Below are 23746 nucleotides of genomic sequence, written 5' to 3' on the forward strand. Positions count from 1 at the left end.
GGTCGGGGCGGGGGCGCGGCGGCGGCCCGTCCCCGGGGCGGCGGCCGGCCCGGGGACTTCTCCGTCCCGGCCCCCGGCGCCCGCGGCGCGCCGGCGGCGTCCCGCCCGCCGGTCCTCGGCGCGCGGGCCCGGCACGGGGACGGGCAGGGCGGGCTCCGTGTCCCAGGACGAGGGCCCGGGATCGGCGGGCCGGGCCGGGGCTTCGCCCCCGTACGCCTCGGGGACGGGAGCGCCCCGGCGGTGGCTGCCCTGCGTATCGCTCACGACGCTCGCTCCCCTGGTGGTCCGGCACCCGCTGGTTGGGGCACGGCACCCTAGCGGAGGACCGGTCACGGAAAAAAGTCGTACGATTACCCTGTGTGCCGTCGGACGGGGATGGGTCAGTAGGCGAAGGCGCGGGCCGTGTTGGCCGCCAGGGCGGTGGCCATCGCGTCCTCGTCGATCCCGCGGACCGCGGCCATCGCGCGGACCGTCAGCGGAATGAGGTACGGCGCGTTGGGCCGTCCGCGGTACGGCGCGGGGGTCAGGTAGGGCGCGTCGGTCTCGACGAGGAGCAGTTCCAGCGGGGCCGCGGCCAGCGCCTCGCGCAGCGGCGCGGCGTTCTTGAAGGTGACGGTGCCGGCGAAGGACATGTAGTAGCCGGCGGCGGCGCACTCGCGGGCCATGTCGGCGTCCCCGGAGTAGCAGTGGAAGACGGTCCGCTCGGGGGCGCCCTCCTCGCGCAGCACGCGCAGCACGTCGGCGTGGGCGTCGCGGTCGTGGATGACGAGGGCCTTGCCCTGCCGCTTGGCGATCTCGATGTGGGCGCGGAAGGACCGCTCCTGCGCTGCCATGCCCTCAGGTCCGGTACGGAAGTAGTCCAGCCCGGTCTCGCCGACCGCTTTGACGTGGTCGAGGGCGGCGAGCGCCTCGATCTCCGCGAGGGCCTCGTCGAGGGCGGCGTCGCCGCCCCCTGCCCGGGCGCCCTGGCGGGACCAGCCGTCCGGGTCCCCGTGGACGATGCGCGGGGCTTCGTTGGGGTGCAGGGCGACGGCCGCGTGGACGTTGTCGTACCGGGCCGCGGTCTCGGCGGCCCACCGGGAGCCCTTCACGTCGCAGCCGACCTGGACCACGGTGGTGACGCCGACCGAGGCGGCCTTGGCGAGGCCCTCCTCGACGGTCCCCGACTGCATGTCCAGGTGGGTGTGCGAGTCCGCCACCGCCACCCGGAGGGGTTCGGGCAGCGGCGGCGGTGCGTCCTTGGAGGCGGAGGAAGGGCTCATGGAGCCGATCTTATGACCGGCGGAAGAACCCCATCAGCCGGGAGAGGAGGCCCCCGCGCTTCTCGGCCTCACTGATGGCGACGGGTCCGGGGCCGTCGGGGAGTTCGGCGGCCCTGCGGGGCTTCGGGGTGCGCGGGACGTTCGCTCCGGCCGGCACCGGTCCCGCGATCCCGGGGGCGATGCGGTGGTGGTAGAGGTGGTCGATCATCCCGAGCACCGAGGAGACCTGGCCGGCCCGCATGATCCGCACGACGTGCCCGCCGCAGTTCAGGCAGGTCGGGTTGGACAGCGGGGAGGGCACCCGCTCCCCGTTGATCGTGTACATGATGAACGGCTCGCCGCGGCCGTCGACGTGGTGCTCGATCCGGTAGCCCTGCTCCCAGGCGTACCCGCAGCGCATGCACGCGAAGGAGTACGCCTCGTGCACGGTCTGCACGTCGGGGCTGGAGTAACGCGCGGGGGCCGCGGGCCGGACCGGTACCGGGGTGTCTGCGATCTCACTCATGCCAGCTCCTCTTGTTCCACTGGTGCCATGGCCAGTGGACGCCTCTTCGGGCGGGAGCGCATCAGGTCCTGTCCAGTGTTGGACGACCTTTGGGCGACTCATGCCCAAAGCGCCCGGCGCACGGTCTGAGCTTTGCCTTTCAGGTTAGCTCTTTACCGAGTTATGGCGCCTTTTGTGCCGCATTCTTTGCCGCCACGACCGCGTCGAAGACGTCGCGCTTGGGTACCCCGGCCTCGGCCGCGACCGCTGCGATGGCCTCCTTGCGGCGCTCCCCCGCTTCCTCCCGCACCCGGACACGGCGCACCAGTTCCTCGTCGTCCACGTCGCCGGGGCCGGCCGCCGGGGCGCCCTCCACCACGATGGTGATCTCCCCGCGCACGCCCTCCGCGGCCCAGGCGGCGAGTTCGCCGAGCCCACCGCGCCTGACCTCCTCGTAGGTCTTCGTGAGCTCGCGGCAGACCGCGGCCCGCCGCTCCGCGCCGAAGACCTCGGCCATCGCGGCCAGGGTGTCGTCGAGCCGGTGGGGGGCCTCGAAGTAGACGAGCGTGCGCCGCTCGCCCTCGACCTCGCGCAGCCGGCCGAGGCGCTCGCCGGCCTTGCGCGGCAGGAAGCCCTCGAAGCAGAACCGGTCCACCGGCAGCCCGGACAGCGCGAGCGCGGTGAGCACGGCGGACGGCCCGGGTACCGCGGTGACCTTGATGTCCTTCTCCACGGCGGCGGCGACCAGCCGGTAGCCGGGGTCGGAGACGGACGGCATGCCGGCGTCGGTCACCAGCAGCACGCGCGCCCCGCCGACCAGGGCCTCGACCAGTTCCGGGGTGCGGGCCGACTCGTTGCCCTCGAAGTACGACAGGACGCGCCCGGTGGTGTGCACGCCGAGCCCCTGGGTCAGCCGGCGCAGCCGCCGGGTGTCCTCGGCGGCGACGACGTCGGCCCGCTCCAGTTCCGCCGCCAGACGCGGCGGGGCGTCGGCGAGGTCGCCGATGGGGGTGCCGGCAAGGACGAGGACGCCTGCCGAGGAGGTGGGCTCGGTACCGCGGGGCTGGTCAGTTGTCACCCGCCCATCCTCTCAGTCCCACGGCTCGTCACCCCACGCCACTGGGGCGCACACAGATCTCTTCCCTACGATGTGCCGGTGACCAGTACCGCGACGCCGCCGCCCATCCCCGCGGGGGCCCTGCCCACCGCAACGGCGGGCGGCGAAGAAGAGCCGCCCACCTGGCTGCGCCGCCTGCGCGGCTTCGGCTACGCGCCGGCCGCCGGCGCGTCGCCCCGCGTGGACGTCCGCACCCGCCTGGTGCCCCCGTACACGAAGCCGTCCCGGCAGCTGTGGATGACCTTCGGACTGCCACCGGAGGTGTGGGGGACCTGGCAGCGCATCGTGTCGTGGATCGGGCCGCTGCTGGTGGCGCTGGTCGCGGGCGTGCTGCGGTTCGTGCACCTGGGCAGCCCGAAGGCGGTGATATTCGACGAGACGTACTACGCCAAGGACGCCTGGGCCACGATCAAGCAGGGCTACGAGGCGAACTGGCCCAAGGACATCGACAAGTCGATCCTCGCCAACCCGGACGGGGTCGCCCTGCCGGTGGACCCGGGCTACGTCGTGCACCCGCCGGTCGGCAAGTGGGTGATCGGGCTCGGCGAGTGGATGTTCGGCCTCACCCCCTTCGGCTGGCGGTTCATGACCGCCGTGCTCGGCACCCTGTCGGTGCTGATGCTGTGCCGGATCGGGCGGCGCCTGTTCCGCTCGACGTTCCTGGGCTGCCTGGCGGGCACGCTGCTGGCGGTGGACGGTCTGCACCTGGTGATGAGCCGCACGGCCCTGCTCGACCTGGTGCTGATGTTCTTCGTGCTCGCCGCGTTCGGGGCGCTGCTCATCGACCGGGACCGGGCCAGGGCCCGGCTCGCGGACGCCCTGCCGGTGGACGAGGAGGGCCGGACCCGGCCCGACGCGAAGATCGCGGAGACGCTGCGGCTGGGCTGGCGCCCGTACCGGATCCTGGCCGGTGTGTGCCTGGGGCTGGCGGCCGGCACGAAGTGGAACGGCTTCGTGATCCTGGCCTTCTTCGGCGTCCTCACCGTGCTGTGGGACGCCGCCGCCCGCCGAACCGCCGGCGCGGGCGCCCCGTACGCGGCGATGCTGCGCCGTGATGCGCTGCCGGCCTTCGTCTCCACGGTGCCGGTGGCGGTCGTCACGTACGTGGCCTCCTGGTCGGGCTGGATCTTCAGCCCGGACAACGGCAAGGGCGGCTACCTGCGCGACTGGGCAGCCAAGCACGACCAGAACAGCTCGCTGTCGTTCCTGCCCGAATGGGTGCGCAGCCTGTGGCACTACGAGACCGAGGTCTACAGCTTCCACGTCGGCCTGACCTCGGGGCACACCTACGAGTCCAACCCGTGGAGCTGGCTGGTGCTGGGCCGGCCCGTCTCGTACTTCTACGAGTCCCCCGAGCCCGGCACCGACGGCTGCCCGGCGACGGCTGCCGGCAAGTGCGCCCGGGAGGTCCTGGCGCTGGGGACTCCGCTGCTGTGGTGGGCGGGCTGCTTCGCGCTGCTGTACGTGCTGTGGCGGTGGTTCTTCCGCCGTGACTGGCGGGCGGGCGCGATCGCGTGCGCGCTGGGCGCGGGTCTGCTGCCCTGGTTCAACTACCAGGAGCGGACGATCTTCTACTTCTACGCGGTGGTCTTCGTCCCGTACCTGTGCCTGGCGGTGGCGATGATGATCGGCGCCCTGCTGGGGCCCGCGGGCTCGACGGAACGCCGCCGCGCCCTGGGCGCGATCGGCGCGGGCGTGCTGGTCCTGCTCATCGTGTGGAACTTCATCTACTTCTGGCCGATCTACACGGGCCAGACCCTCCCGATGGACTCCTGGCGCGGCCGCATGTGGCTGGACACCTGGGTCTAGCGGGACGGACGAGGGCCCCGGCACCGGGTGGTGCCGGGGCCCTCGTGCGTTCCGGGTGCGGCGTCAGCGGGAGGCTTCGCAGGCCGTGTTCGCCACGTCCTTGGAGGCGCCGACCGCGGTGAGGCTGGAGACGCAGCTGGTCTGGTTGCCGATCTGGCCCTCGTAGCACGCTTCCGCGGCGCCGTCCGTGGCCTTGGGGGCGTGCTGGGCGACGTACTGCTCGCAGGCCTTCACGTCCGCCTGGGCGGACGGGGCGGCGACGACGGCGCCGCCGGCGGCGAGGGCGAGGGCGGCGAGGATGCCGGGGATACGAGCCGACGGACGCATGCGGATGCACCTGCTCTCTCGGTCGGTCACGCGATCCGCGGATGCGCCGGACCACGGGCGGGGGCGGCGGCGCGGAGCGGGGACTCCGGGGCGGGCGACCGGCTCGGCGCATCGGTCGCCCTCGCCCTTCCGACGCTAGAACACGGCCCCGGCGCCTGCACGTCGGCCGTCCGGCCCAACTCAGCCGGGCTCGTCGTCCCAGGCGGGGAGCGTGGTCGTGCCGGTGAGCCAGTCCCGTCGCAGGATCGCGTAGCCGACGGCGTCGTGGACGGCGCTGCCGTCGGCGGCGGGCCATCCGTCCCGGTAGTGGGCCTCCTTGACGTAGCCGCAGCGCCGGAAGGTGCGGCGCATCGCCGCATTGTCCCGTCGCGTGGTGCCCTCGATCCGCCGGATCGCAGGGAACTCGGCGAACAGGTACGCCGTCAGCCAGGCCAGGGCGTGGCCGCCGACGCCCCGGCCCCGGTAACGGGTGTGAATCCGCAGGTCGAACACGGGTGTGCTGTCGCCGAGGTCCATGAGGCGCAGGAGTCCGAGGACGTCGTCGCCGTCCGTGATCCAGAAGGTCCTGGTGTCGTCGCCGTCGAAGCGGCCGTCCGCGAGCCAACGCCGGGCGAGGTCGGCGTCGACCACGGCCGCGCCGTGGAAGGGCCAGGTGTCCGCGGTGAGGAAGGCGAGCAGGGCGTCGCCCTCGGCGGGGTCGAACCGCCGGTACGTGAGGTCCACGGGCGCACCCTAGGGCCCGGATCGGCGGGGGGTCTTCCGGATTTTCGTCCGGTAACTACTGCACACCGGTCGACTCCGCAGAGTAAGGTCGAAGCCAAGGGCTCTTTGAACGCGTTCAGGAGCCGTGTCACGGGGGAGGACCGAAGAATTGAACGGGGCAGCGAAGGGCGCCGTCATAGGCGGCGTGTTCCTGGCGATGCTCGGCGGGGCCGGGTACGGGGTGTACTCCCTGGTGGGCGACAGCGGTGACGCATCGGACCCGGACGCCTCCGTCCAGTCCGCCCAGGGCAGCGGGCCGGTCGGTGAGAAGGAGGCGACCCGGACCGCCAAGGCGTTCCTGGCGGCCTGGGCGTCCGGGGACGGACGGGGAGCGGCCGACCTGACCAACAACGCCGCGGCCGCGCAGACCGCGGTCGGGGAGTTCAGGACCAAGGCGTACGTGTCCAAGGCCGTGATCACCCCCGGCGAGGCGAACGGCACCACCGTTCCCTTCAAGGTCGAGGCGGAGATCACCTACGAGGGCACGACCAAGCCGCTCGTCTACGACTCCCAGCTCACGGTGGTACGCGGCCTGACCAGCGGCAAGCCCCTCGTCGACTGGCAGCCCTCGGTGATCCACCCGCAGCTCCAGAAGGACGAGAAGCTGCGCGCGGGCGCCCCCGCGAACCCGCCGGTGAAGGCCGTGGACCGCAACGGCGAGGAGCTGACGGCGGAGAAGTACCCCTCGCTGCGGCAGATCCTCGACGAGCTGCGCCAGAACTACGGCAGCAAGGCGGGCGGAAAGGCCGGCGCCGAGGTGTGGATCGAGCCGGCCGGGAAGGAGGCACCCAGGCGGACCCTGCTGACCCTCGTCGAGGGCGAGCCGAGCACCCTGAAGACCTATCTGGACGCGAAGGTGCAGGCGGCGGCCGAGCAGGCGGTCGCCAGGTTCCCGGAGGCGTCGGTGGTCGCCGTCAAGCCGAGCAACGGACACATCCTGGCCGTCGCCAACCACCGCAAGGACGGCTTCAACGCGGCCATGCAGGGCAACCGGGCGCCCGGCTCCACGATGAAGATCGTGACGGGCGCGATGCTGCTGGACCGCGGCCTTGTGGCGGCCGGCAAGCCCGCGGAGTGCCCCAAGGAGGTGTCCTGGGGCGGCCGCGCCTTCCACAACCTGAAGAACTTCGAGCTGCCGGCCGGCACCGACTTCTCGACCTCCTTCGCCCGTTCCTGCAACACCGCCTTCATCAAGCAGATCAAGCCCGTCGACGACGACTCCGCGCTGCCGGAGGAGGCCACGGAGGTCTTCGGCATCGGCCTGGACTGGAAGACGGGCGTCAGGTCCACCGACGGCAAGGTCCCGCCGGCGACGGGCGCGTCCGCGGCCGCCGCGTACATCGGGCAGGGCCAGATCACCATGAACCCGCTGAACGTCGCATCCATCACCGCGACCGCCCGCACCGGCGTGTTCCGCCAGCCGCTGCTGGTCTCGCCGGAGCTGGACGGCCGCACGATCGCCACGGCCCAGCGCCGGATGAAGCCCTCCGTGCAGCAGCAGCTCGTCTCCATGATGAAGCTGACGGCGACCAGCGGCACCGCCCGTGAGGCCATGGCCCCGGTGCGCGGCTCGGACAAGGGCGCCAAGACCGGCTCGGCGGAGGTCGGCGGTGCCGGGGACAGCCCGGACAGCTGGTTCACCGGCTTCAGCGGCGATGTCGCCGCGGCCGCGATGGTCGAGGGCGGCGGCCACGGCGGCGAAGCGGCCGGCCCGGTCGTCGCCGAGGTACTGAACGCGGGCTGACGCCCGTCCCCCGCCCACCCGCGCTGCGGCCCGCCCGCCCGGTCGGCCCACGGCCGGGCGGGCGGGCCGGGGGGAATCGCCTCGCGGAGGGCGGCCGGCGCGCGCCGGCGTCCCCGACGACCAGCCGGAGCAAGTCCGCCCGGCTCTCAGAGGACTGACTTCAGGGCCCGCACCAGGGCCTGGGCCCGGGGGTCGGCGGTGACCGACTTGGCCAGGGCGTTGGTGACGTAGCCGAAGCCGATGCCGGCTTCCGGGTCGGCGAAGGCCAGGGAGCCGCCGCGGCCGGGGTGCCCGAAGGAGGCGGGCGAGAGCAGCGGCGAGGCCGGCCCGTGCAGCATGTAGCCGGCGCCGAAACGGGTGTTGACGACCAGGACCCGGTCCGGACCCGCGGAGTGCTCGCGGGCGGCCAGTGCGGTGGTGGCCGGGGTGAAGATCCGCGCGCCGTCCTCGACCACCCCGATCGTGGCCGCGTAGAACCGGGCCAGGGCGCGGGCCGTGCCGATGCCGTTCGAGGCCGGGAGCTCGGCGGCCCGGTACGCGGGGGCGTTCTCGTCGGGCAGCGGGTCGATGGCGGCGAAGGCGCGGCGGGTCAGGGACGCGGGGTCGGCGTAGGCCTCGGAAACGTTCCTGCGCGGCCTGGTCCTCAGCACCCCGGCGCTCTCCGGCGGCTCGACCGGGGCCACCCGGCCCACCCGGCCGGCCTCGGCCTCGGCGTCCGGCAGGCCGATCCAGAAGTCCACGCCGAGCGGCTCGGCGATCTCCTCCGCCAGGACGCAGCCCAGCGTGCGTCCCGTCACCCGGAGCACCAGCTCGGACAGCAGCCAGCTGTAGGTCTGGGCGTGGTAGCCGTGCCCGGTCCCCGGCTCCCAGAAGGGGCGCTGCGCGGCGACCGCGCGGGGCCCGGACACCCCGTCCGCGGCCTCTGCGGCGGTCAGTCCCCGGTCCAGGGCCGGCACGCCCGCGCGGTGCGCGAGGAGGTCCCGGACGAGGACCTTCTCCTTGCCGCCCGCCTTGAACTCCGGCCAGTACGCGCCGACCGGCGCGTCCAGGTCGAGCAGACCGCGCTGGTGCAGGAGCAGCGGGACGGCGGCGGCCACGCCCTTGGTGGCGGAGCGGACGACCTGAGCGGTGTCCTCGGTCCACGGTGCGGTGCCGTCGGCGTCCCTCGTGCCGCCCCACAGGTCGACGACCTTGCGGCCGTCCCGGTAGACGGCGACGGCCGCGCCCCGGTCCCCGAGTACCTCGAAGTTGCGTACGAACGCGTCCCTGACGGGCTCGAAGCCCGCCGTCACCACACCCTGGATGTCCACGTGCGGTGCAACAAACGCGGACCGGTGCTTATGCCACCGATACCGAACGAGGGTCGAAGCCGAAGGGGAGCTCCAGCCGGTGGGCCCGCATCAGCTTCTCGTCGCACAGCAGTTCCTGCGTGCGGCCGTCCGCCGCGATCACGCCCTCGCTGAGGATCACCGAGCGCGGGCACAGCTCCAGGGCGTAGGGCAGGTCGTGCGTCACCATCAGCACGGTGACGTCGAGCGAGCGCAGGATGTCGGCGAGCTCGCGGCGCGAGGCCGGGTCCAGGTTGGAGGAGGGTTCGTCCAGGACCAGGATCTCCGGCCGCATGGCCAGTACGGTCGCCACGGCCACCCGGCGGCGCTGCCCGAAGGAAAGGTGGTGCGGCGGCCGGTCGGCGAAGCCGGCCATGCCGACCTGGTCCAGGGCGGCCCGGACCCGTTCCTCCAGCTCGGCGCCCCGCAGGCCGGCCGCCGCCGGCCCGAAGGCCACGTCCTCGCGCACGGTCGGCATGAACAGCTGGTCGTCGGGGTCCTGGAAGACGATCCCGACCCGGCGCCGGATCTCGGCCAGGTTCCGCTTCTCCACCGGGAGGCCGGCCACGGCCACCGTGCCGACCCCGCCGGCGAGGATCCCGTTGAGGTGCAGCACGAGGGTGGTCTTGCCGGCGCCGTTGGGGCCGAGGAGGGCGACGCGCTCGCCGCGCCCGACGGTGAGGTCGACGCCGTACAGGGCCTGGTGGCCGTCCGGGTAGGCGTATGCGAGGCCGGCGACTTCGAGCGAGGGGGCGGTCGGGGGGGTACTGGTCACAGGGTCCATCCCATCAGACAGACGGCGAGGGCCGTCACCGGGAGCACGGCCGCGTACGCCCACTGGCCGCGGGTGGCCACGGCCTCGTCGACGACCGGCATGGAGCCGGTGTAGCCGCGGCTGACCATCGCCAGGTAGACCCGCTCGCCGCGTTCGTAGGAGCGGATGAACAGCGCGCCGGCCGTCTTCGCCAGCACGCCCCAGTGCCGGATTCCGCTCGCCTCGAAGCCGCGTGAGCGGCGGGCGACGGACATCCGGCGCAGCTCGTCGCCGATCACGTCGCCGTAGCGGATCATGAAGGAGGCGATCTGCACGAGCAGGGGTGGCAGCCTGAGCCGCTGCAGGCCCAGCAGCAGGGCCCGCAGCTCGGTCGTCGAGGCGAGCAGCACGGACGCGGCCACGCCGAGGGTTCCCTTGGCGAGGACGTTCCAGGCGCCCCAGAGGCCGGAGACGCTCAGCGACATGCCGAGGACCTCGACCCGCTCGCCCTGGGCCACGAAGGGCATGAGCACGGCGAAGGCAACGAACGGGACCTCGATCAGCAGCCTGCGCAGCAGCAGGCCCGCCGGGATCCGGGCCACGGCCGCGACCCCGGCGAGGAGCAGTGCGTACAGGCCAAAGGCCCACACCGCCTCCCGCGGTGTGGACACGACGACCAGGACGAAGCCGAAGGTCGCGGCGAGTTTGCAGTGCGGTGGCAGGGCGTGGACCGGCGAGGTGCCCGGGCGGTAGAGCCTGTGGGCGTGGCCGGCACCCATGTCAGGCGACCGGGGTGGCGGTGGAGGTGGCGGTCGGCGCGTCCGTCGTGCGGCGGCGCACGGCCCAGAAGATCCCGGTGCCGGCGACGACGGTGACCCCGACGCCGATGACCCCGGCGAGGCCGCCGGAGAGGCGGGCGTCCTCGACGTCCTTGACCCCGTAGTCGGCGAGCGGCGAGCCGGCGGCTGCGTGCTCCTCGACCTTCTCGTCGATGCCCTTGTCCGCGGCGACCTTCTCCAGGCCGTCGGGGTCGGCGGAGGCGTAGAAGGAGACGAACCCGGCGAGGACGAGCGCGGTGACCAGGCCGGTCGCCCACACCTTCTTTGTGGAGCGGCCCGCGGCGGCGGGTGCCGGGGCCGCGGCCGGCGCGTCGACGAGCGCGCCGTCGACGCGCAGCTTCAGCGGCGTGGCCAGTCCGCGGGCGCCGTGCACCAGGTCGGGCCGTACGGCGATCACGGCGCCCACGGTCGCGGTGGTGATGAGGGCCTCGCCGATGCCGATGAGGACGTGTACGCCGACCATGGCGGTCAGCACCTTGCCGAGGGGCACGTCGGTGGTGCCGCCGACGGCGTAGACGGCGGTGAAGGCGGCGGCCGCGGCGGGCACCGAGAGCAGGGCGGCGGTGAATCCGGCGACGGTCACGGAGCGGCGGCTGCGCGGCAGGATGCCGAGGAGCCCGCGGAAGACCAGGTGTGCGGTGACGACGGTGACGACGCCCATGACGGTGATGTTCACGCCGAGGGCGGTGAGGCCGCCGTCGGCGAAGAGGATGCCCTGCATGAGCAGGACGACGGACACGCAGAGCACGCCGGTGTAGGGGCCGACGAGTATCGCCGCGAGTGCGCCGCCCAGGAGGTGGCCGCTGGTTCCGGCGGCCACGGGGAAGTTCAGCATCTGGACGGCGAAGATGAAGGCGGCGACGAGTCCGGCGAGCGGCGCGGTCCGCTCGTCGAGCTCGCGTCGGGCGCCGCGGAGGCTGACGGCCACCGCCGCGGCCGCCGCCACTCCGGCGGCCACCGAGACGGGTGCGTTGATGAATCCGTCGGGCACATGCATGGAGTGGGCTCCGCTTCATATACGGTCTTTAGCCGTTCAAGAATAGTGCCCAGTTGCAAACCGTTGGCAAGAGCGAGCGCACCACAAAAAGCCGCGCGCGCTTTCGTCGGAATGTGCGAGGCTGGAGGGCAAACGGACGGATACGTTCCGATTCGAGGAGTCTGGTCGATGTCAGCCACCGCCGAGAATCTCCCAGCGACCGCGACCGCGGCCCCCGTCGAAGAGCGGGTCCGCGCCCGTGTGATCACGGACGACCCCCTCTACCGGGCGATCCCCGTTGCCCTGCGTTTCACCCCCGCCGAGCCGCTGGCCGTGCGCATCGTCTTCCCCGCCGACCTCTCCCCCGAGGGCACCGACAACGAGTGGGTCTTCCCCCGGGCGCTGCTCGAGGCCGGTCTCCAGGCCCCGACGGGGACCGGGGACGTACGCGTCTGGCCCTGCGGCCGCGTCCAGGCGGTCGTCGAGTTCCACTCCCCCGAGGGCGTCGCGGTGGTCCAGTTCGACATCGCCGCGCTGCGCCGCTTCCTCCGGCGCACCTACGCGGCCACCGCCACCCGCTAGTCGTCACCCGATGGGCCCAACGGGCCCGGCCCCGTGCCCCCGGGTGATCGGGGGTACGGGGCCGGGCCGTGTGCGGCGCGTGCGGTCAGGCGTTGACCAGCTCGCGGTCCTTGTCGGGGCCTTCGCCCTGCGGGGACCCGGAGGCGAGGTGCTTGCGCAGGCTCTCGCCCTCCACGTCCACGTTCGGCAGCATCCGGTCCAGCCACTTGGGCAGCCACCAGGCCTTGTGGCCGAGCAGGGCGAGCACCGCCGGGACGATGGCCATGCGGACCACGAAGGCGTCGAAGAAGACCGCGACGGCCAGACCGAAACCGATCATCTTGACCATCTGCTCGCTGGCCCCGATGAAGCCGGCGAACACCGCGATCATGATGACGGCGGCGGCCACGACGACCCGCGCGCTGTACTGGAAGCCGGTCACGACCGCCTGGCCGGGGCGCTCGCCGTGGACGTACGCCTCGCGCATGCGGGTGACGAGGAAGACCTCGTAGTCCATGGCCAGGCCGAAGACCACGCCGACCATGAAGATCGGCATCATCGACATGATCGGACCGGTCTGTTCCACGCCGAAGACCGAGCCGAGCCAGCCCCACTGGAAGACGGCGACGACCGCGCCGAGGGCCGCGACGACCGAGAGCAGGAAGCCGAGGGCCGCCTTGAGCGGGACCAGGATCGAGCGGAAGACCAGCATCAGCAGCAGGAAGGCGAGGCCGACGACGAGGGCCAGGTAGGGCAGCAGCGCGTCGTTCATCTTCTGCGAGAAGTCGATGTTCATCGCGGTGGCGCCGGTGACGAGGACGTCGTCGCCGCTGCCGTCGCGGATCTCGTGGACCAGTTCCTCGGTGTGCGTGGAGGACGGACGGTCCTTCGGGATGACGGTGATCACCGAGGCGTCGCCGGCCTCGTTGGGGGTCGGCGGCATGACCGCGGCGACGCCCTCGAGGCCCTTGATCCGGTCGACGGTGGAGTCCGCGAGGCCCTTGTCGCCGTCGACGACCACCATCAGCGGCCCGTTGAAGCCCGGGCCGAAGCCCTCGGACAGCAGGTCGTACGCCTGGCGCTGGGTGGTGGAGACCGGCTGGGCGCCGTCGTCCGGCAGGCCCATCTCCAGCTTGCTCGCCGGGACGGCGATGACGCCGAGGCCGATCACACCGGCCAGCAGCACCATGACGGGGCGGCGCAGGACGAAGCGGGCCCAGCGGGTGCCGCCGTTGGCCTTCTTCTCCGAGGCCGGCTTGCCCTTGCCGAACAGCTTGCTCTTCTCGCCCGCGGGCAGGACCTTCTTGCCCGCGAAGCCGAGGATGGCCGGGACCAGGGTCAGCGCGACGAGCACGGCGATGACCACGGTGCCCGCGGCCGCGACGCCCATCTTGGTCAGCATCGGGATGTTGACGACGGCCAGGCCCACGAGGGCGATGACGACGGTCAGACCGGCGAAGACGACGGCGGAGCCGGCGGTTCCGGTGGCCCGGCCGGCGGCCTCGTCGCGGTCGCGGCCGTCGGCGAGCTCCGCACGGTAGCGGGAGACGATGAAGAGGGCGTAGTCGATGCCGACGGCGAGGCCGATCATCGTGGCGAGGGTGGCGGTGGTGTTGCCGAGGTCCAGCACGTTGGCGAGCGCGGTGATGGAGGAGACGCCGATGCCGACACCGATGAGCGCCGTGAGCAGCGGCAGACCGGCCGCGACCAGCGAACCGAAGGTGATCACGAGGACGATCGCGGCGACGAGGATGCCGATGATCTCGCCGGAGCCGGTCTCGGGGGCCACCATCAGCGCGTCACCGCCGATCTGGACGTTCAGGCCCGCCGCCTTGGCGCCGTCGCCGGACTCCTTCAGCGCGTCACGGGTGGCGTCCTTCAGCTCCATCCCGCTGACGGTGTACTTGGCGCTGATGTAGGTGGTGGAGCCGTCCTGGCTGACGGCCTGCACCTCGTACGGGTTGGCCACGGAGGCGATCTGCTCCGCGCCCGGACCGGTCTTGAGGCCGTTGACGATCTTCTCGACCTCGGCCTTGGGGCCGGGGTCGGTGACCTTCGCGCCCGCGGGGGCCTTGACGACGATGCGCGCGGTGGCGCCGTCGGCGGCCATGCCCGGGAACTTCTTGTCCAGCAGGTCGAAGGCCTTCTGGGCCTCCGTGCCGGGTATCGAGAACGATCCGGAGGTCGGGGCCGCCGCGGAGGCGGCGCCGAAACCGGCGGCGAACAGCAGCGCCACCCAGAGGAGGGCGACGAGCCCGCGGCGCCTGAAGGCGCCCCGGCCGAGTCGGTAGAGGAAGGTGGCCACGTCGTGGTTCTCCCGTTCAGGTCGTGGGATGGATCCGGAGGGATCAGGGCGTGGGGAGCCGGCCCGACGACGAGAGCGGCGTGTCAGGAGCAGCGGGGCGGCACGGGGTGCCGGGGGACGGGGAGGTTCAGACGCCGAGGGCGGGGAAGACCACGGCGTCGATGAAGTCACCGAGGAACGCCCGGTCCACCGGCCGGTCCTCGATCAGCGGGAGCGCGATGAACGCCCCGATGAGCATGTGCGGTACGAAGCCCAGGGCCGGGCACCCCGGGGCGATCTCGCCCCGGTCCACCGCGCGCTGCAGCATCACCTGCAGCCCGGTGATCTCCGGGTCGACCAACAGGTCCCGCAGCGCCTTGTGGAGCTCCGGGCTCTCGTGGACGGCGTGGGCCAGACCCCGCATCAGCGCGGTGTCCTTGGCCATCTGCGCGTCGTCCGAGTGCTCCACCATGAGCGCGAAGTCCCCGCGCAGGCTGCCCGTGTCGATCTCGCGCAGCGAGACGGGCTGCGTGCACCGCAGGGCCTTGGCGACCAGCTCCGGCTTGCTCCCCCACTGGCGGTAGAGGGTGGCCTTGCTGGACTTCGTACGGGCGGCGACCGCGTCCATGGTCAGCGCCTCGTAGCCGACGTCACGCAGGAGGTCGAGGACCGCCTCGTGCAGTTCGGCCTGCCGTTCGGGGGTGATCCGGCTGCGCCGGGCCGCCATCGCCTCGGTCATCTCCGTGCCTCCGTCCCGAACGAAACTGTTCCGTACGCTCAAGACGATACCCCTCCCGCAAGCGAAACGAAACCGTTCCGTTTCGATTGGAGGGGTGGCGTGGATCACCAGTACGAGTTGCCGCACCCCCTCCGCGCGGAAAGCATTGGGGGGTGAGTCACGACGTCGCGTACCTCCGGTTCCCGCACCTGCACGACGACCTCCTGTGCTTCGCCACCGAGGACGACCTCTGGGTCGCCCCGCTGGTCCCCGACGGCCACCCGCCCGGACGCGCCTGGCGGGTCACCGTCGACCGGACCCGGGTCGGCCACCCCCGTTTCTCCCCCGACGGCCGGCACATCGCCTTCACCACCTGGCGCAGCCTCGACCCCGAGATCCACCTGGCGCCCGTCGACGGCGGCCCCGCCCGCCGGCTGACGTACTGGGGTGCCACCGACACCCGCGTCTGCGGCTGGGACCCCGACGGCAACATCCTCGCCGTCTCCTCGCACGAACAGCCGTTCTCCTACTTCTCCTGGGCCTACAAACTGCCCACCGACGGCAGCCCCGGCGGGCGCCTGCCCTGGGGCCCCGTCTCCGACATCCAGGTCGCCGACATCGACGGCGAGCACCGCAGCCTGCTGCTCACCGGCAAACCGCCGCACGAGCCCGCCGCCTGGAAGCGCTACCGGGGCGGCGCCATGGGCCGGCTCTGGCTGCACGGGCGCCAGCTCCTGGAGGGCCTCGAAGGGCACCTGGACGCGCCGATGTTCGTGAGCGGCCGGATCGCCTTCCTCTCCGACCACGAGGGCATCGGCAACCTCTACTCCTGCCTGCCCGACGGCACCGACCTGCGCCGCCACACCGACCACGACGAGTTCTACGCCCGGCACGCCTCCAGCGACGGCTCCCGGGTCGTCTACCAGTGCGCCGGGGACCTCTGGCTCGTCGACTCCCTGGCCCCCGACGCCGCCCCGCGCAAGCTCCAGGTCCGCCTCGGCGGCCCGCGCGCGGGCCGGCGCACCTACCAGGTACCGGCCGCCAGCCACGTCGACTCCCTCTCGGTGGACGCCACCGGGCGGGCCAGCGCCGTCGTGGTGCGCGGCAGCCTGTACTGGCTGACCCACCGCGACGGACCGGCCCGGACCATCGCCGACACCCCGGGCGTGCGGGTGCGGCTGCCGGAGATGCTCGGCAGCGGCGGGCAGGTCGCCTACGTCACCGACGCCGAGGGCGAGGACGCGATCGAGATCGCCTACCTGCCCCGGGCCTCGGGGGAGCGGGAGCCGCGCCGGCTGGCCTCGGGCGCACTGGGGCGCGTGACCGAACTGCTCGCCGACCCCGACGGGGAGCGCCTCGCCGTCGCCTCGAACGACGGCCGGCTGCTGCTCGTCGACGCGACGGAGGAGTCCGACGGCGAGGTCACCGAGCTGATCCGGTCCATCAACGGCCCCGTCACCGACCTGGCCTTCTCCCCCGACGGGGACTGGCTGACCTGGTCGCACCCGGGCATCGGGCGCTCGCTGCGGCAGATCAAGATGGCCCGCATCTCCGGCCCCGGTGCGCGCACCGTCGTCGACGTCACCAACGGCCGCTTCGCCGACGAGAATCCGGTCTTCACCCGGGACGGGCGCTACCTGGCCTTCCTGTCCTGGCGCGGTTTCGACCCGGTCTACGACGTGCACACCGGCGACCTGTCCTTCCCGCTCGGCTGCCGCCCGTACCTGGTGCCGCTGTCCTCCGCGACCCCCTCCCCCTTCGCGCTCTCGGCCGAGGGCAGGCCCGCGGCGGGCGGACTGGACCCGGGCGAGGGCGAATCGGAGAACTCGGGCGAGGGCGGCGCCGTGACCGTGGAGGTGGAGGGGCTGGAGAGCCGCGTCACCCCGTTCCCGGTGAGCGCGTCCAAGTACTCGGCCCTGTACCCGGTGCACGGCGGCGGGCTGGTCTGGCTGCGCTGGCCGATCTCCGGCGCGCTCGGCGAGACCTTCGCCAACCCCAACGACATCAGCGGCAAGCCCACGCTGGAGCACTTCGACCTGACCAAGGCCCGCAAGAGCGAACTGGCCTCGGGGCTGGACTGGTTCGCCGTCAGCGGCGACGGCACCCGGCTCGTGATCAACGACGACGGGGACCTGCGCGCGGTCCCCGCCACCGAGTCGGGCGACAGCGACTCGACGGTCTACCTGGACCTGCGGCGCATCCTGCACGAGGTGGACCCGGCGGCCGAATGGCGCCAGGCCTTCGAGGAGGCCGGGCGGATCATCCGCGCGTACTTCTGGGAGCCGAACATGTGCGGCATCGACTGGGACGGCGTACTGCGCCAGTACCGCCCTCTGGTCGAACGGGTCGCCTCCCCCGACGAGTTCGCGGACCTGCTGCGCGAGGTCCTCGGCGAGCTCGGCACCTCGCACGCCTACGTCTCCCCCGCCCGCCGCAACGAGGGCCCCCCGCACTACCAGCGGGCCATCGGCCTGCTCGGCGCCAACCTGGTCCCCCGGGACGGGACATGGGTGGTGGCCAAGATCCTGCCCGGCGAGTCCTCCGACTCCAAGGCCCGCTCCCCGCTGGCCGGAACCGGCATCAGGCAGGGCGCGGTGCTCACCCACGTGGACGGCCGGCCCGTGGACCCGGTCGCCGGGCCCTACCCGCTGCTGGCGGGAGCGGGCGGCACCACGGTCGAGCTGACCTTCCGGCCGGAGGGGGGGTCGGCCCGCTCCCGCCGGGTCGCCGTCGTCCCGCTGATCGACGAACGGCCGCTGCGCTACCAGGACTGGGTGTCCAAGCGGCGCCAGGTGGTCCGCGAGCTCAGCGGCGGCCGGTGCGGCTACCTCCACATCCCCGACATGGGCGGCTCGGGCTGGGCGCAGTTCAACCGGGACCTGCGCATGGAGATGTCCCGGCCCGCGCTGATCGTGGACGTGCGCGGCAACGCGGGCGGCCACATCAGCGAGCTGGTGGTGGAGAAGCTCACCCGTTCCATCCTCGGCTGGGACCTGACGCGCGACGCCCAGCCCGTCAGCTACGCCTCCAACGCACCCCGCGGCCCGATCGTGGCACTGGCCGACGAGGCGACCTCCTCGGACGGGGACATGATCACCGCGGCCTTCAAACTGCTGGGGCTGGGCCCGGTGGTGGGCCAGCGCACCTGGGGCGGGGTGGTCGGCATGACGGGCCGGCACCCCCTCGGCGACGGCACGGTGATCACGGTGCCGATGAACGCCGCCTGGTTCCCCGAGTACGGCTGGTCGGTGGAGAACCACGGCGTGGAACCGGACTTCGAGATCCTGCGCACCCCGCTCGACTGGGCGGAGGGGCGGCACGCCGGGATGGACGACGCCGTGCACCTGGCGCTGGAGCTGCTCGAACAGGACCCGGCCGCGATGCCGCCCGGCTACACGGACGTACCGGACCGGCGCCGTCCGAAGCTGCCGCCCAGGCCGTGAGCGCATTCCCGAGGCCGTGAGCGGATGCCGGAGGGGCGCGGCCGCCGGTGACGGCCGCGCCCCTTGCGTCTGATGGGCGGCGGACGGAGCCCGCGCCCCGGTCAGTGGCTGCGGGTGCGTTCCTGCTCGTCCGCGGCGCCGCCCGCCCCGACCAGACCCCGGGAGACACCGGCCAGCCGGGGCTCGAAGCGCTTCACGTCACGCTGCCCGACGGTCGCGATGATCCCGGGCAGGTAGCCGCGCACCCCCTGCATCCCGCGCAGCCACCACTGCGCGTACACGTGCGGCGAGCGCCGTTCGATGCCCGCGACGATCCGGTCGACGGCGGGACCCAGCGGGTAGGTGCGGTTCGCCGGCCACGGCAGCCGCTGCCGCAGCTCCCGCATGACCTCGTCCTGGTCGGCGCCGCGCACCATGTCCGTGTCGGTCCACGAGAGGTAGCCGACCCCGACGCCCACGCCCTTGTGGGCGACCTCGGCGCGCAGGCAGTGGGCGAAGGCCTCGACGCCGGACTTGGAGGCGCAGTAGGCGGTCATCATCGGCGCCGGGGTGATGGCGGCGAGCGAGGCGATCTGGAGGAAGTAGCCGCGGCTCTCCGTCAGCACGGGCAGGAAGGCCCGGGCGGTGACGGCCCCGCCGATCAGGTTGACCTCGATCACCCGGCGCCAGGCGTCGGGGTCGGAGTGGGCGAACGGCCCGCCCGCGGCGACCCCCGCGTTGGCGACGACGATGTCGACCTTCCCGAAGCGCTCCTCGACCTCCCGGGCGACGCGTGCCATCGCCTCGTGGTCGGTGACGTCGGCGTACCAGTGCTCGCTGTCGGTGTGCAGGCGCTCGGAGACCTCCTTGAGGGCCTCCGGCTCCAGGCCGACGAGGGCGATCCGCGCGCCGCGGGCCGACAGTTTGCGGGCGAGCAGCTCGCCGACCCCGCGGGCGGCCCCGGTGACGACGGCGACCCGGCCTTCCAGACTCCTGCGAGCACTCACGGTGTCTTCTCCTTCTCGGTGGTGACGAGATAGCGCGCGGTCAGCTCGCACACGGCACGGGTGACGGCTTCGGGAGCCTCGACCGGGGTCATGTGCCCCACGCCGGTGAGCTCGGTGAGTCCCACGCAGTTCGGCAGCGCCGCGGCGAGCCCGCGGGCGTGGACGACCGGGGTGAGCCGGTCGGCGGTACCGCCGAGCACGGCGGTGGGGACGGTCAGCCGGGCCACGTCGGCGTCGAGGTCCAGCCCGGCCAGCACCCGGGACCAGGCGTGCCGCACCCCGGTGGGGCAGGCGTGCACGATACGGGCGCACGCCTCGACCCGGTCGGGCGCCGAACCCGGTCCCATGGTGGCGTACTTGAGGATCTTCCGGGCGACGGGCGTGACCGGCCCGAGCGGGGCGCGCGATCCGAGGACGGCGCCGGTGACACGGGTCCGGGCGCGCCCGGCGCGCACCGGCAGCACGGTGGCCTGCTCGACCAGGGCGGAGCTGCCGGTGCTGCACAGCAGGGCGGCGGCGGCGTGCTCGGTGAACTCCGGCCGGGCCGCGGCCGCCATGATCGTCATGCCGCCCATGGAGTGCCCGGCGACGACCGCGCGCTCCCCCGGGGCGAGGGTGGCGCCGAGCACCGCCACGAGGTCGTCGGCGAGTGCGGTGGTGCTGTGCTCCCGGGCGGCGGGGCTGCGCCCGTGTCCGCGCTGGTCGTAGGCGACGACCCGGTGGGTGGCGGCCAGGGCCCGTACCGGCGCGGCCCAGAACGCGGTGGAGCAGGTCCAGCCGTGGGCCAGCACCACGGGCGGCGCCCCCTCCTCCCCGTGCACCTCGACGTGCAGGCGGGACCCGTCGGCGGAGACGGCGACGAGCTCGCGCCGCGGGGCGGGAGGGGCGTAGGGGCCGGAGGTGACGTGCGCCGGGCGGCTCACGCGACGCCCTCGGCGGCGTCGGCCCCGGCGGTTGCGGAGCCGGCCGCGCCGGCGTCCGCGGTGCGGGGCTCCGGGGGCACGGCCCCCGGCGGCGTCGCGTCGGGCCCCCCGGCGGTCCCCCGGGAGCGGCGCGGCTTCGGCCCGGAGGGCGCGGCCGTCGTGGCCGTCCCGGCCGTCGCCACGGCCACGGCCGGGACCCGCTCGCGGTCCCGGGCGCGTACGACCTCGTACTCCCCCAGGTCGACGCTGCGCGTCTCGCGGCGGAACTCACCGGTCGTACCCGGCCAGACCGTCGTGTTGCGGCCGTTCGCGTCCAGGTACCAGCTGGTGCAGCCGCCGGTGTTCCAGACCGTCCGCTCCATCCGGGCCTGCACCTGCCGGTTCCACTGGTTCACGGCGGAGGGTCGCGCGGCGAGCGCGACCTTCCCGCCCAGCATGCCCAACTGCCGCAGGTAGTCGGCCATGTAGTTCAGCTGCGACTCGATCATGAGGATCATCGAGCTGTTCCCGAGACCGGTGTTCGGCCCGATGATCGTCATCCAGTTGGGGAAGCCGGCCGCGGTCGCCCCGCGCAGCGACTGCATCCCGTCCTTCCACTGGTCGGCGAGGGTCCGGCCCTCCGCGCCCACGACCCGGTCGGCGATCGGCATGTCCGTGACGTGGAAGCCCGTACCGAAGATGATCGCGTCGACCTCGGCCTCGGTCCCGTCGGCCGCGACGAGGACCGAGCCCCGGATCTCCTGCAGCCCGGAGGCGACGAGGTCCACATCGGGCCGTGCCAGCGCCGGGTAGTACTCGCTGGAGAGCAGGATCCGCTTGCAGCCGATCCGGTAGGAGGGGGTCAGCTTGGCGCGCAGCTCCGGGTCCTTGATCGACCGGGCCATGTTGGCCCTGGCGAGCGCCTCGACGAGTCCGAGCTGGTGGGGCCGCTTGGTGAAGGCGCTGACCTGGAGTTCCCGGATGCCCCACAGCAGGCCGCGGCGCGCGGCGCGGGTGAAGGGCAGCTGCCGGTGCAGCCAGCGCTCCACCGCCGAGATCGCCCGGTCGGTACGCGGCATCACCCACGGCGGGGTCCGCTGGAAGAGCGTCAGCCGCTCCACCTCGGGGGCGATGGCCGGCACGATCTGGATCGCGGAGGCCCCCGTACCGATCATGGCGACACGCTTGCCGGTGAGGTCGTAGTCGTGGTCCCAGCGCGCGGAGTGGAAGACCTTGCCGGGGAACCCGGCCAGTCCCGGCACCTCCGGCAGCTTCGGCTCGGACAGCGGCCCGGTCGCGGAGACCACGACGTCGGCGGTCAGCTCGCCCCGGGAGGTCTCGATCTCCCAGCGCAGTTCGTCGGCGTCCCAGCGCATCATCAGGACCTCGGAGCCGAGCCGGATGTGCCGGCGCAGCCCGAAGGTGTCCGCGACGTGCTCCAGGTACTCCCGGATGGCGGGCTGCCCGGAGAAGGTGCGGGGCCAGTCCGGATTCGGTGCGAAGGAGAAGGAGTACAGGTGCGACGGGACGTCGCACGCGCATCCGGGGTAACTGTTGTCCCGCCAGGTCCCGCCGACGGAGTCGGCCCGTTCCAGGACGACGAAGTCCGTGATCCCCTCGCGCCGCAGCCGCACGGCGGCCCCGAGCCCGCCGAATCCGGATCCGATCACCGCCACTCGTACGTGCTCGCGCCCCTTGCGCCCGCCCGTGCCGCCCATGCCCGCCGCCTTCCGCTCGTCCCCAGTTCCAGCCACGCAACGCCGCAACGCACCACACCATCGAAACACTGCCAGCAATCACTGGCACAATCGGGAGGGTAGAGCAGCTCCGTACTCATGGGTAGGGGGCGGACCCGGAAAGTTACTCCCGGTACGCCATCGGGGCCGCCCTGCCGATCATGCCGGGCTGACCGGCACGACACCCCCTAGGCTGCAACTGTGGCGAAGGAAGAGACGCAAGCGAAGCCGGTGCGCGAGTACCGCACCGAGGAGCTGGCCGAGGCGGCCGGCATACCCGTGCGCACCCTGCGCTTCTACCGGGAACGCAAACTGCTCCCGCCGCCCCGCCGCGAGGGCCGCATCGCCTGGTACGACGACCACCACCTGGCCCGCCTGCGCACCATCGCCGCCCTGCTCGAACGGGGCCACACCCTCGGCGGCATCGCCGAGCTGACCGCCGCCTTCGAGAAGGGCCGCGACGTCGGCCAGCTGGGTGAGCTGCTCGGCATCGGCTGGTCGGAGGAGACCCCGGTCCGGCTCACCCCGGAGGAACTGGCCGACTACTTCGAGGGCGAGGTCACCCCCGAGAACCTGGCGGCCTCGCTGGACCTGGGCTACCTCGCCGTCGACGGCGACGCGATCGTGCACGTCAGCCGCCGCCTGCTGGACGTCTCCTCGGCGCTGGTCCGCGAGGGGGTGCCGCTCGCCGAGGTCCTGGAGACGGGCCGACGCGTCCGCGAGCACGCGGACGCGATGGCGCTGCTGTTCACCGAGCTGATCTCGGAGCACATCTCCCCGGACGCGCTCACGCGGCTGCGCCCGCTCGCCAAGAGCGTGGTCGAGGCCGAGCTGACGATGGCGATGGACCGCCTGCTGGCGTCCGCGCAGGGTCAGACGCCGAGCTCGTAGACGACGGTCACGGGCGCGTGGTCGGACCAGCGCTCGGGGTGGGTCTCGGCCCGCTCGACGAAGGCCTTCACGGCCTTCGCGGCCAGCCGCGGGGTCGCCACCTGCAGGTCGATCCGCCAGCCGGCGTCGTTGTCGAAGGCGCGGCCGCGGTAGGACCACCACGAGTACGGCCCCTCCGTGTCGGGGTGCAGCTCGCGCACCACGTCGACGTAGCCGGCCTCGGCGTAGACCTTCCCCAGCCACTCCCGCTCCTCGGGGAGGAAGCCGGCGCTCTTGCGGTTGGTCTTCCAGTTCTTGAGGTCGGCCTCGCGGTGACAGATGTTCCAGTCACCGCAGACCACGACCTCGCGCCCGTCGGCGGCGGCCTTCTCCTTCAGCGCGGTCAGGTAGGTCAGGAACTCCCGCATGAACCGGTACTTCTCGTCCTGCTTCTCCGTGCCCGCCTCGCCGGAGGGCAGGTAGAGGCTGGCCACGGTCACACCGGGCAGGTCGACCTCCAGGTACCGCCCGGCGGTGTCGAACTCCGCGCTGCCGAAACCGACCTGCACCCGCTCGGGCGCGCGCCGCGTGTACAGCGCGACCCCGGCCCGGCCCTTCGCGGCGGCCGGCGCGAAGACGGTGTGCCAGCCCTCGGGCGAGCGCACCTCCTGCGGGATCTGCCCCTCCTCGGCCCGTACCTCCTGCAGGCACACCACGTCGGCGTCGGATCCCGCGAGCCACGCCCCGAAGCCCTTCTTGGCGGCGGCCCGGATCCCATTCACATTCACGGAGGTCACAGTGAGCATCCCAGCACCATAGCGGGAGGGTTCCGTACGATGTCCGG

The 23746-nt window shown here is 73.0% G+C and carries 20 protein-coding genes and 1 pseudogene; 5 read left to right on the top strand and 16 right to left on the bottom strand.

Annotated elements, in window-relative coordinates; translation table 11 throughout:
* The 4 genes and pseudogenes from IH80_RS0122935 to rsmI form a co-directional block, all read right to left on the bottom strand.
* Positions 1-264, bottom strand: a pseudogene (locus IH80_RS0122935) (hypothetical protein); the annotation flags it as partial.
* 116 nt (positions 265-380) lie between these two features.
* On the bottom strand, positions 381-1262 hold the full coding sequence (locus IH80_RS0122940) for a TatD family hydrolase (protein ID WP_030962930.1): 882 nt from the start codon (positions 1260-1262) through the stop codon (positions 381-383).
* Positions 1263-1272: 10 nt separating this feature from the next.
* Complete coding sequence (locus tag IH80_RS0122945) at positions 1273-1767, bottom strand: hypothetical protein (RefSeq protein WP_030962931.1); 495 nt, start codon at positions 1765-1767, stop codon at positions 1273-1275.
* Between the two features lie 160 nt (positions 1768-1927).
* Positions 1928-2824: a 16S rRNA (cytidine(1402)-2'-O)-methyltransferase gene (gene rsmI, locus IH80_RS0122950; RefSeq protein ID WP_030962932.1), complete on the bottom strand. Its 897-nt coding sequence runs from the start codon at positions 2822-2824 to the stop codon at positions 1928-1930.
* 78 nt (positions 2825-2902) lie between these two features.
* Between rsmI and IH80_RS0122955 the strand changes: the two genes are divergently transcribed.
* On the top strand, positions 2903-4672 hold the full coding sequence (locus IH80_RS0122955) for a phospholipid carrier-dependent glycosyltransferase (protein ID WP_030962934.1): 1770 nt from the start codon (positions 2903-2905) through the stop codon (positions 4670-4672).
* A 63-nt stretch (positions 4673-4735) separates the two neighbouring features.
* Here the strand turns inward: IH80_RS0122955 and IH80_RS0122960 are convergent, their stop codons facing one another.
* Both IH80_RS0122960 and IH80_RS0122965 read right to left on the bottom strand, forming a co-directional pair.
* Positions 4736-4999 (bottom strand): hypothetical protein, encoded by a 264-nt coding sequence (locus IH80_RS0122960; RefSeq protein WP_037880839.1) that lies wholly within the window; start codon positions 4997-4999, stop codon positions 4736-4738.
* A gap of 180 nt (positions 5000-5179) precedes the next feature.
* Complete coding sequence (locus tag IH80_RS0122965) at positions 5180-5722, bottom strand: GNAT family N-acetyltransferase (RefSeq protein WP_030962936.1); 543 nt, start codon at positions 5720-5722, stop codon at positions 5180-5182.
* Between the two features lie 148 nt (positions 5723-5870).
* Here IH80_RS0122965 and IH80_RS0122970 point away from each other — a divergent pair, with 148 nt between their 5' ends.
* Positions 5871-7505 (top strand): penicillin-binding transpeptidase domain-containing protein, encoded by a 1635-nt coding sequence (locus IH80_RS0122970; protein WP_030962938.1) that lies wholly within the window; start codon positions 5871-5873, stop codon positions 7503-7505.
* 146 nt (positions 7506-7651) lie between these two features.
* Here IH80_RS0122970 and IH80_RS0122975 read toward each other — a convergent pair whose 3' ends face one another.
* Genes IH80_RS0122975 through IH80_RS0122990 form a run of 4 tightly spaced genes read right to left on the bottom strand, consistent with a single transcriptional unit; the run spans position 7652 to position 11423 of the window.
* A complete protein-coding gene (locus IH80_RS0122975) occupies positions 7652-8815 on the bottom strand; it encodes a serine hydrolase domain-containing protein (RefSeq protein WP_030962939.1) in 1164 nt (387 codons plus the stop codon).
* Between the two features lie 28 nt (positions 8816-8843).
* Positions 8844-9617: an energy-coupling factor ABC transporter ATP-binding protein gene (locus IH80_RS0122980; protein ID WP_030962940.1), complete on the bottom strand. Its 774-nt coding sequence runs from the start codon at positions 9615-9617 to the stop codon at positions 8844-8846.
* A complete protein-coding gene (cbiQ, locus tag IH80_RS0122985) occupies positions 9605-10366 on the bottom strand; it encodes a cobalt ECF transporter T component CbiQ (RefSeq protein ID WP_030962943.1) in 762 nt (253 codons plus the stop codon). The genes IH80_RS0122980 and cbiQ overlap by 13 nt, the downstream gene beginning before the upstream one ends.
* A 1-nt stretch (position 10367) precedes the next feature.
* Complete coding sequence (locus tag IH80_RS0122990; protein ID WP_030962944.1) at positions 10368-11423, bottom strand: energy-coupling factor ABC transporter permease; 1056 nt, start codon at positions 11421-11423, stop codon at positions 10368-10370.
* A 168-nt stretch (positions 11424-11591) separates the two neighbouring features.
* Here IH80_RS0122990 and IH80_RS0122995 point away from each other — a divergent pair, with 168 nt between their 5' ends.
* Positions 11592-11984 carry an SsgA family sporulation/cell division regulator gene (locus IH80_RS0122995; RefSeq protein WP_030962946.1) on the top strand — a complete coding sequence of 131 codons (393 nt, stop codon included), beginning with the start codon at positions 11592-11594 and terminating at the stop codon, positions 11982-11984.
* An 85-nt stretch (positions 11985-12069) separates the two neighbouring features.
* Here the strand turns inward: IH80_RS0122995 and IH80_RS0123000 are convergent, their stop codons facing one another.
* Both IH80_RS0123000 and IH80_RS0123005 read right to left on the bottom strand, forming a co-directional pair.
* Entirely contained in the window at positions 12070-14268 is a 2199-nt protein-coding gene (locus tag IH80_RS0123000) for an MMPL family transporter (protein WP_030962948.1), read from the bottom strand.
* Positions 14269-14395: 127 nt separating this feature from the next.
* The gene (locus IH80_RS0123005) at positions 14396-14986 is read right to left on the bottom strand and encodes a TetR/AcrR family transcriptional regulator (RefSeq protein ID WP_030027812.1); all 591 of its coding nucleotides are present in this window, start codon (positions 14984-14986) and stop codon (positions 14396-14398) included.
* A gap of 152 nt (positions 14987-15138) precedes the next feature.
* Here IH80_RS0123005 and IH80_RS0123010 point away from each other — a divergent pair, with 152 nt between their 5' ends.
* A complete protein-coding gene (locus IH80_RS0123010; RefSeq protein WP_030962949.1) occupies positions 15139-18408 on the top strand; it encodes a S41 family peptidase in 3270 nt (1089 codons plus the stop codon).
* Between the two features lie 101 nt (positions 18409-18509).
* Here IH80_RS0123010 and IH80_RS0123015 read toward each other — a convergent pair whose 3' ends face one another.
* Genes IH80_RS0123015 through IH80_RS0123025 form a run of 3 tightly spaced genes read right to left on the bottom strand, consistent with a single transcriptional unit; the run spans position 18510 to position 22014 of the window.
* Positions 18510-19394: an SDR family oxidoreductase gene (locus IH80_RS0123015; protein ID WP_030962950.1), complete on the bottom strand. Its 885-nt coding sequence runs from the start codon at positions 19392-19394 to the stop codon at positions 18510-18512.
* Positions 19391-20317 (bottom strand): alpha/beta fold hydrolase, encoded by a 927-nt coding sequence (locus IH80_RS0123020; RefSeq protein WP_030962951.1) that lies wholly within the window; start codon positions 20315-20317, stop codon positions 19391-19393. The genes IH80_RS0123015 and IH80_RS0123020 overlap by 4 nt, the downstream gene beginning before the upstream one ends.
* Entirely contained in the window at positions 20314-22014 is a 1701-nt protein-coding gene (locus tag IH80_RS0123025; RefSeq protein ID WP_078906701.1) for a flavin-containing monooxygenase, read from the bottom strand. The genes IH80_RS0123020 and IH80_RS0123025 overlap by 4 nt, the downstream gene beginning before the upstream one ends.
* 219 nt (positions 22015-22233) lie before the next feature.
* Between IH80_RS0123025 and IH80_RS0123030 the strand changes: the two genes are divergently transcribed.
* Positions 22234-22923: a MerR family transcriptional regulator gene (locus tag IH80_RS0123030; RefSeq protein WP_030962955.1), complete on the top strand. Its 690-nt coding sequence runs from the start codon at positions 22234-22236 to the stop codon at positions 22921-22923.
* Here the strand turns inward: IH80_RS0123030 and IH80_RS0123035 are convergent.
* Positions 22905-23708, bottom strand: a complete 804-nt coding sequence (locus tag IH80_RS0123035) for an exodeoxyribonuclease III (protein ID WP_030962956.1) — start codon at positions 23706-23708, stop codon at positions 22905-22907. The two genes, IH80_RS0123030 and IH80_RS0123035, sit on opposite strands and share 19 nt — an antisense overlap.
* Positions 23709-23746: the final 38 nt, after the last annotated feature.

The sequence above is a fragment of the Streptomyces sp. NRRL S-378 genome (assembly GCF_000720645.1).
Lineage (GTDB): Bacteria > Actinomycetota > Actinomycetes > Streptomycetales > Streptomycetaceae > Streptomyces.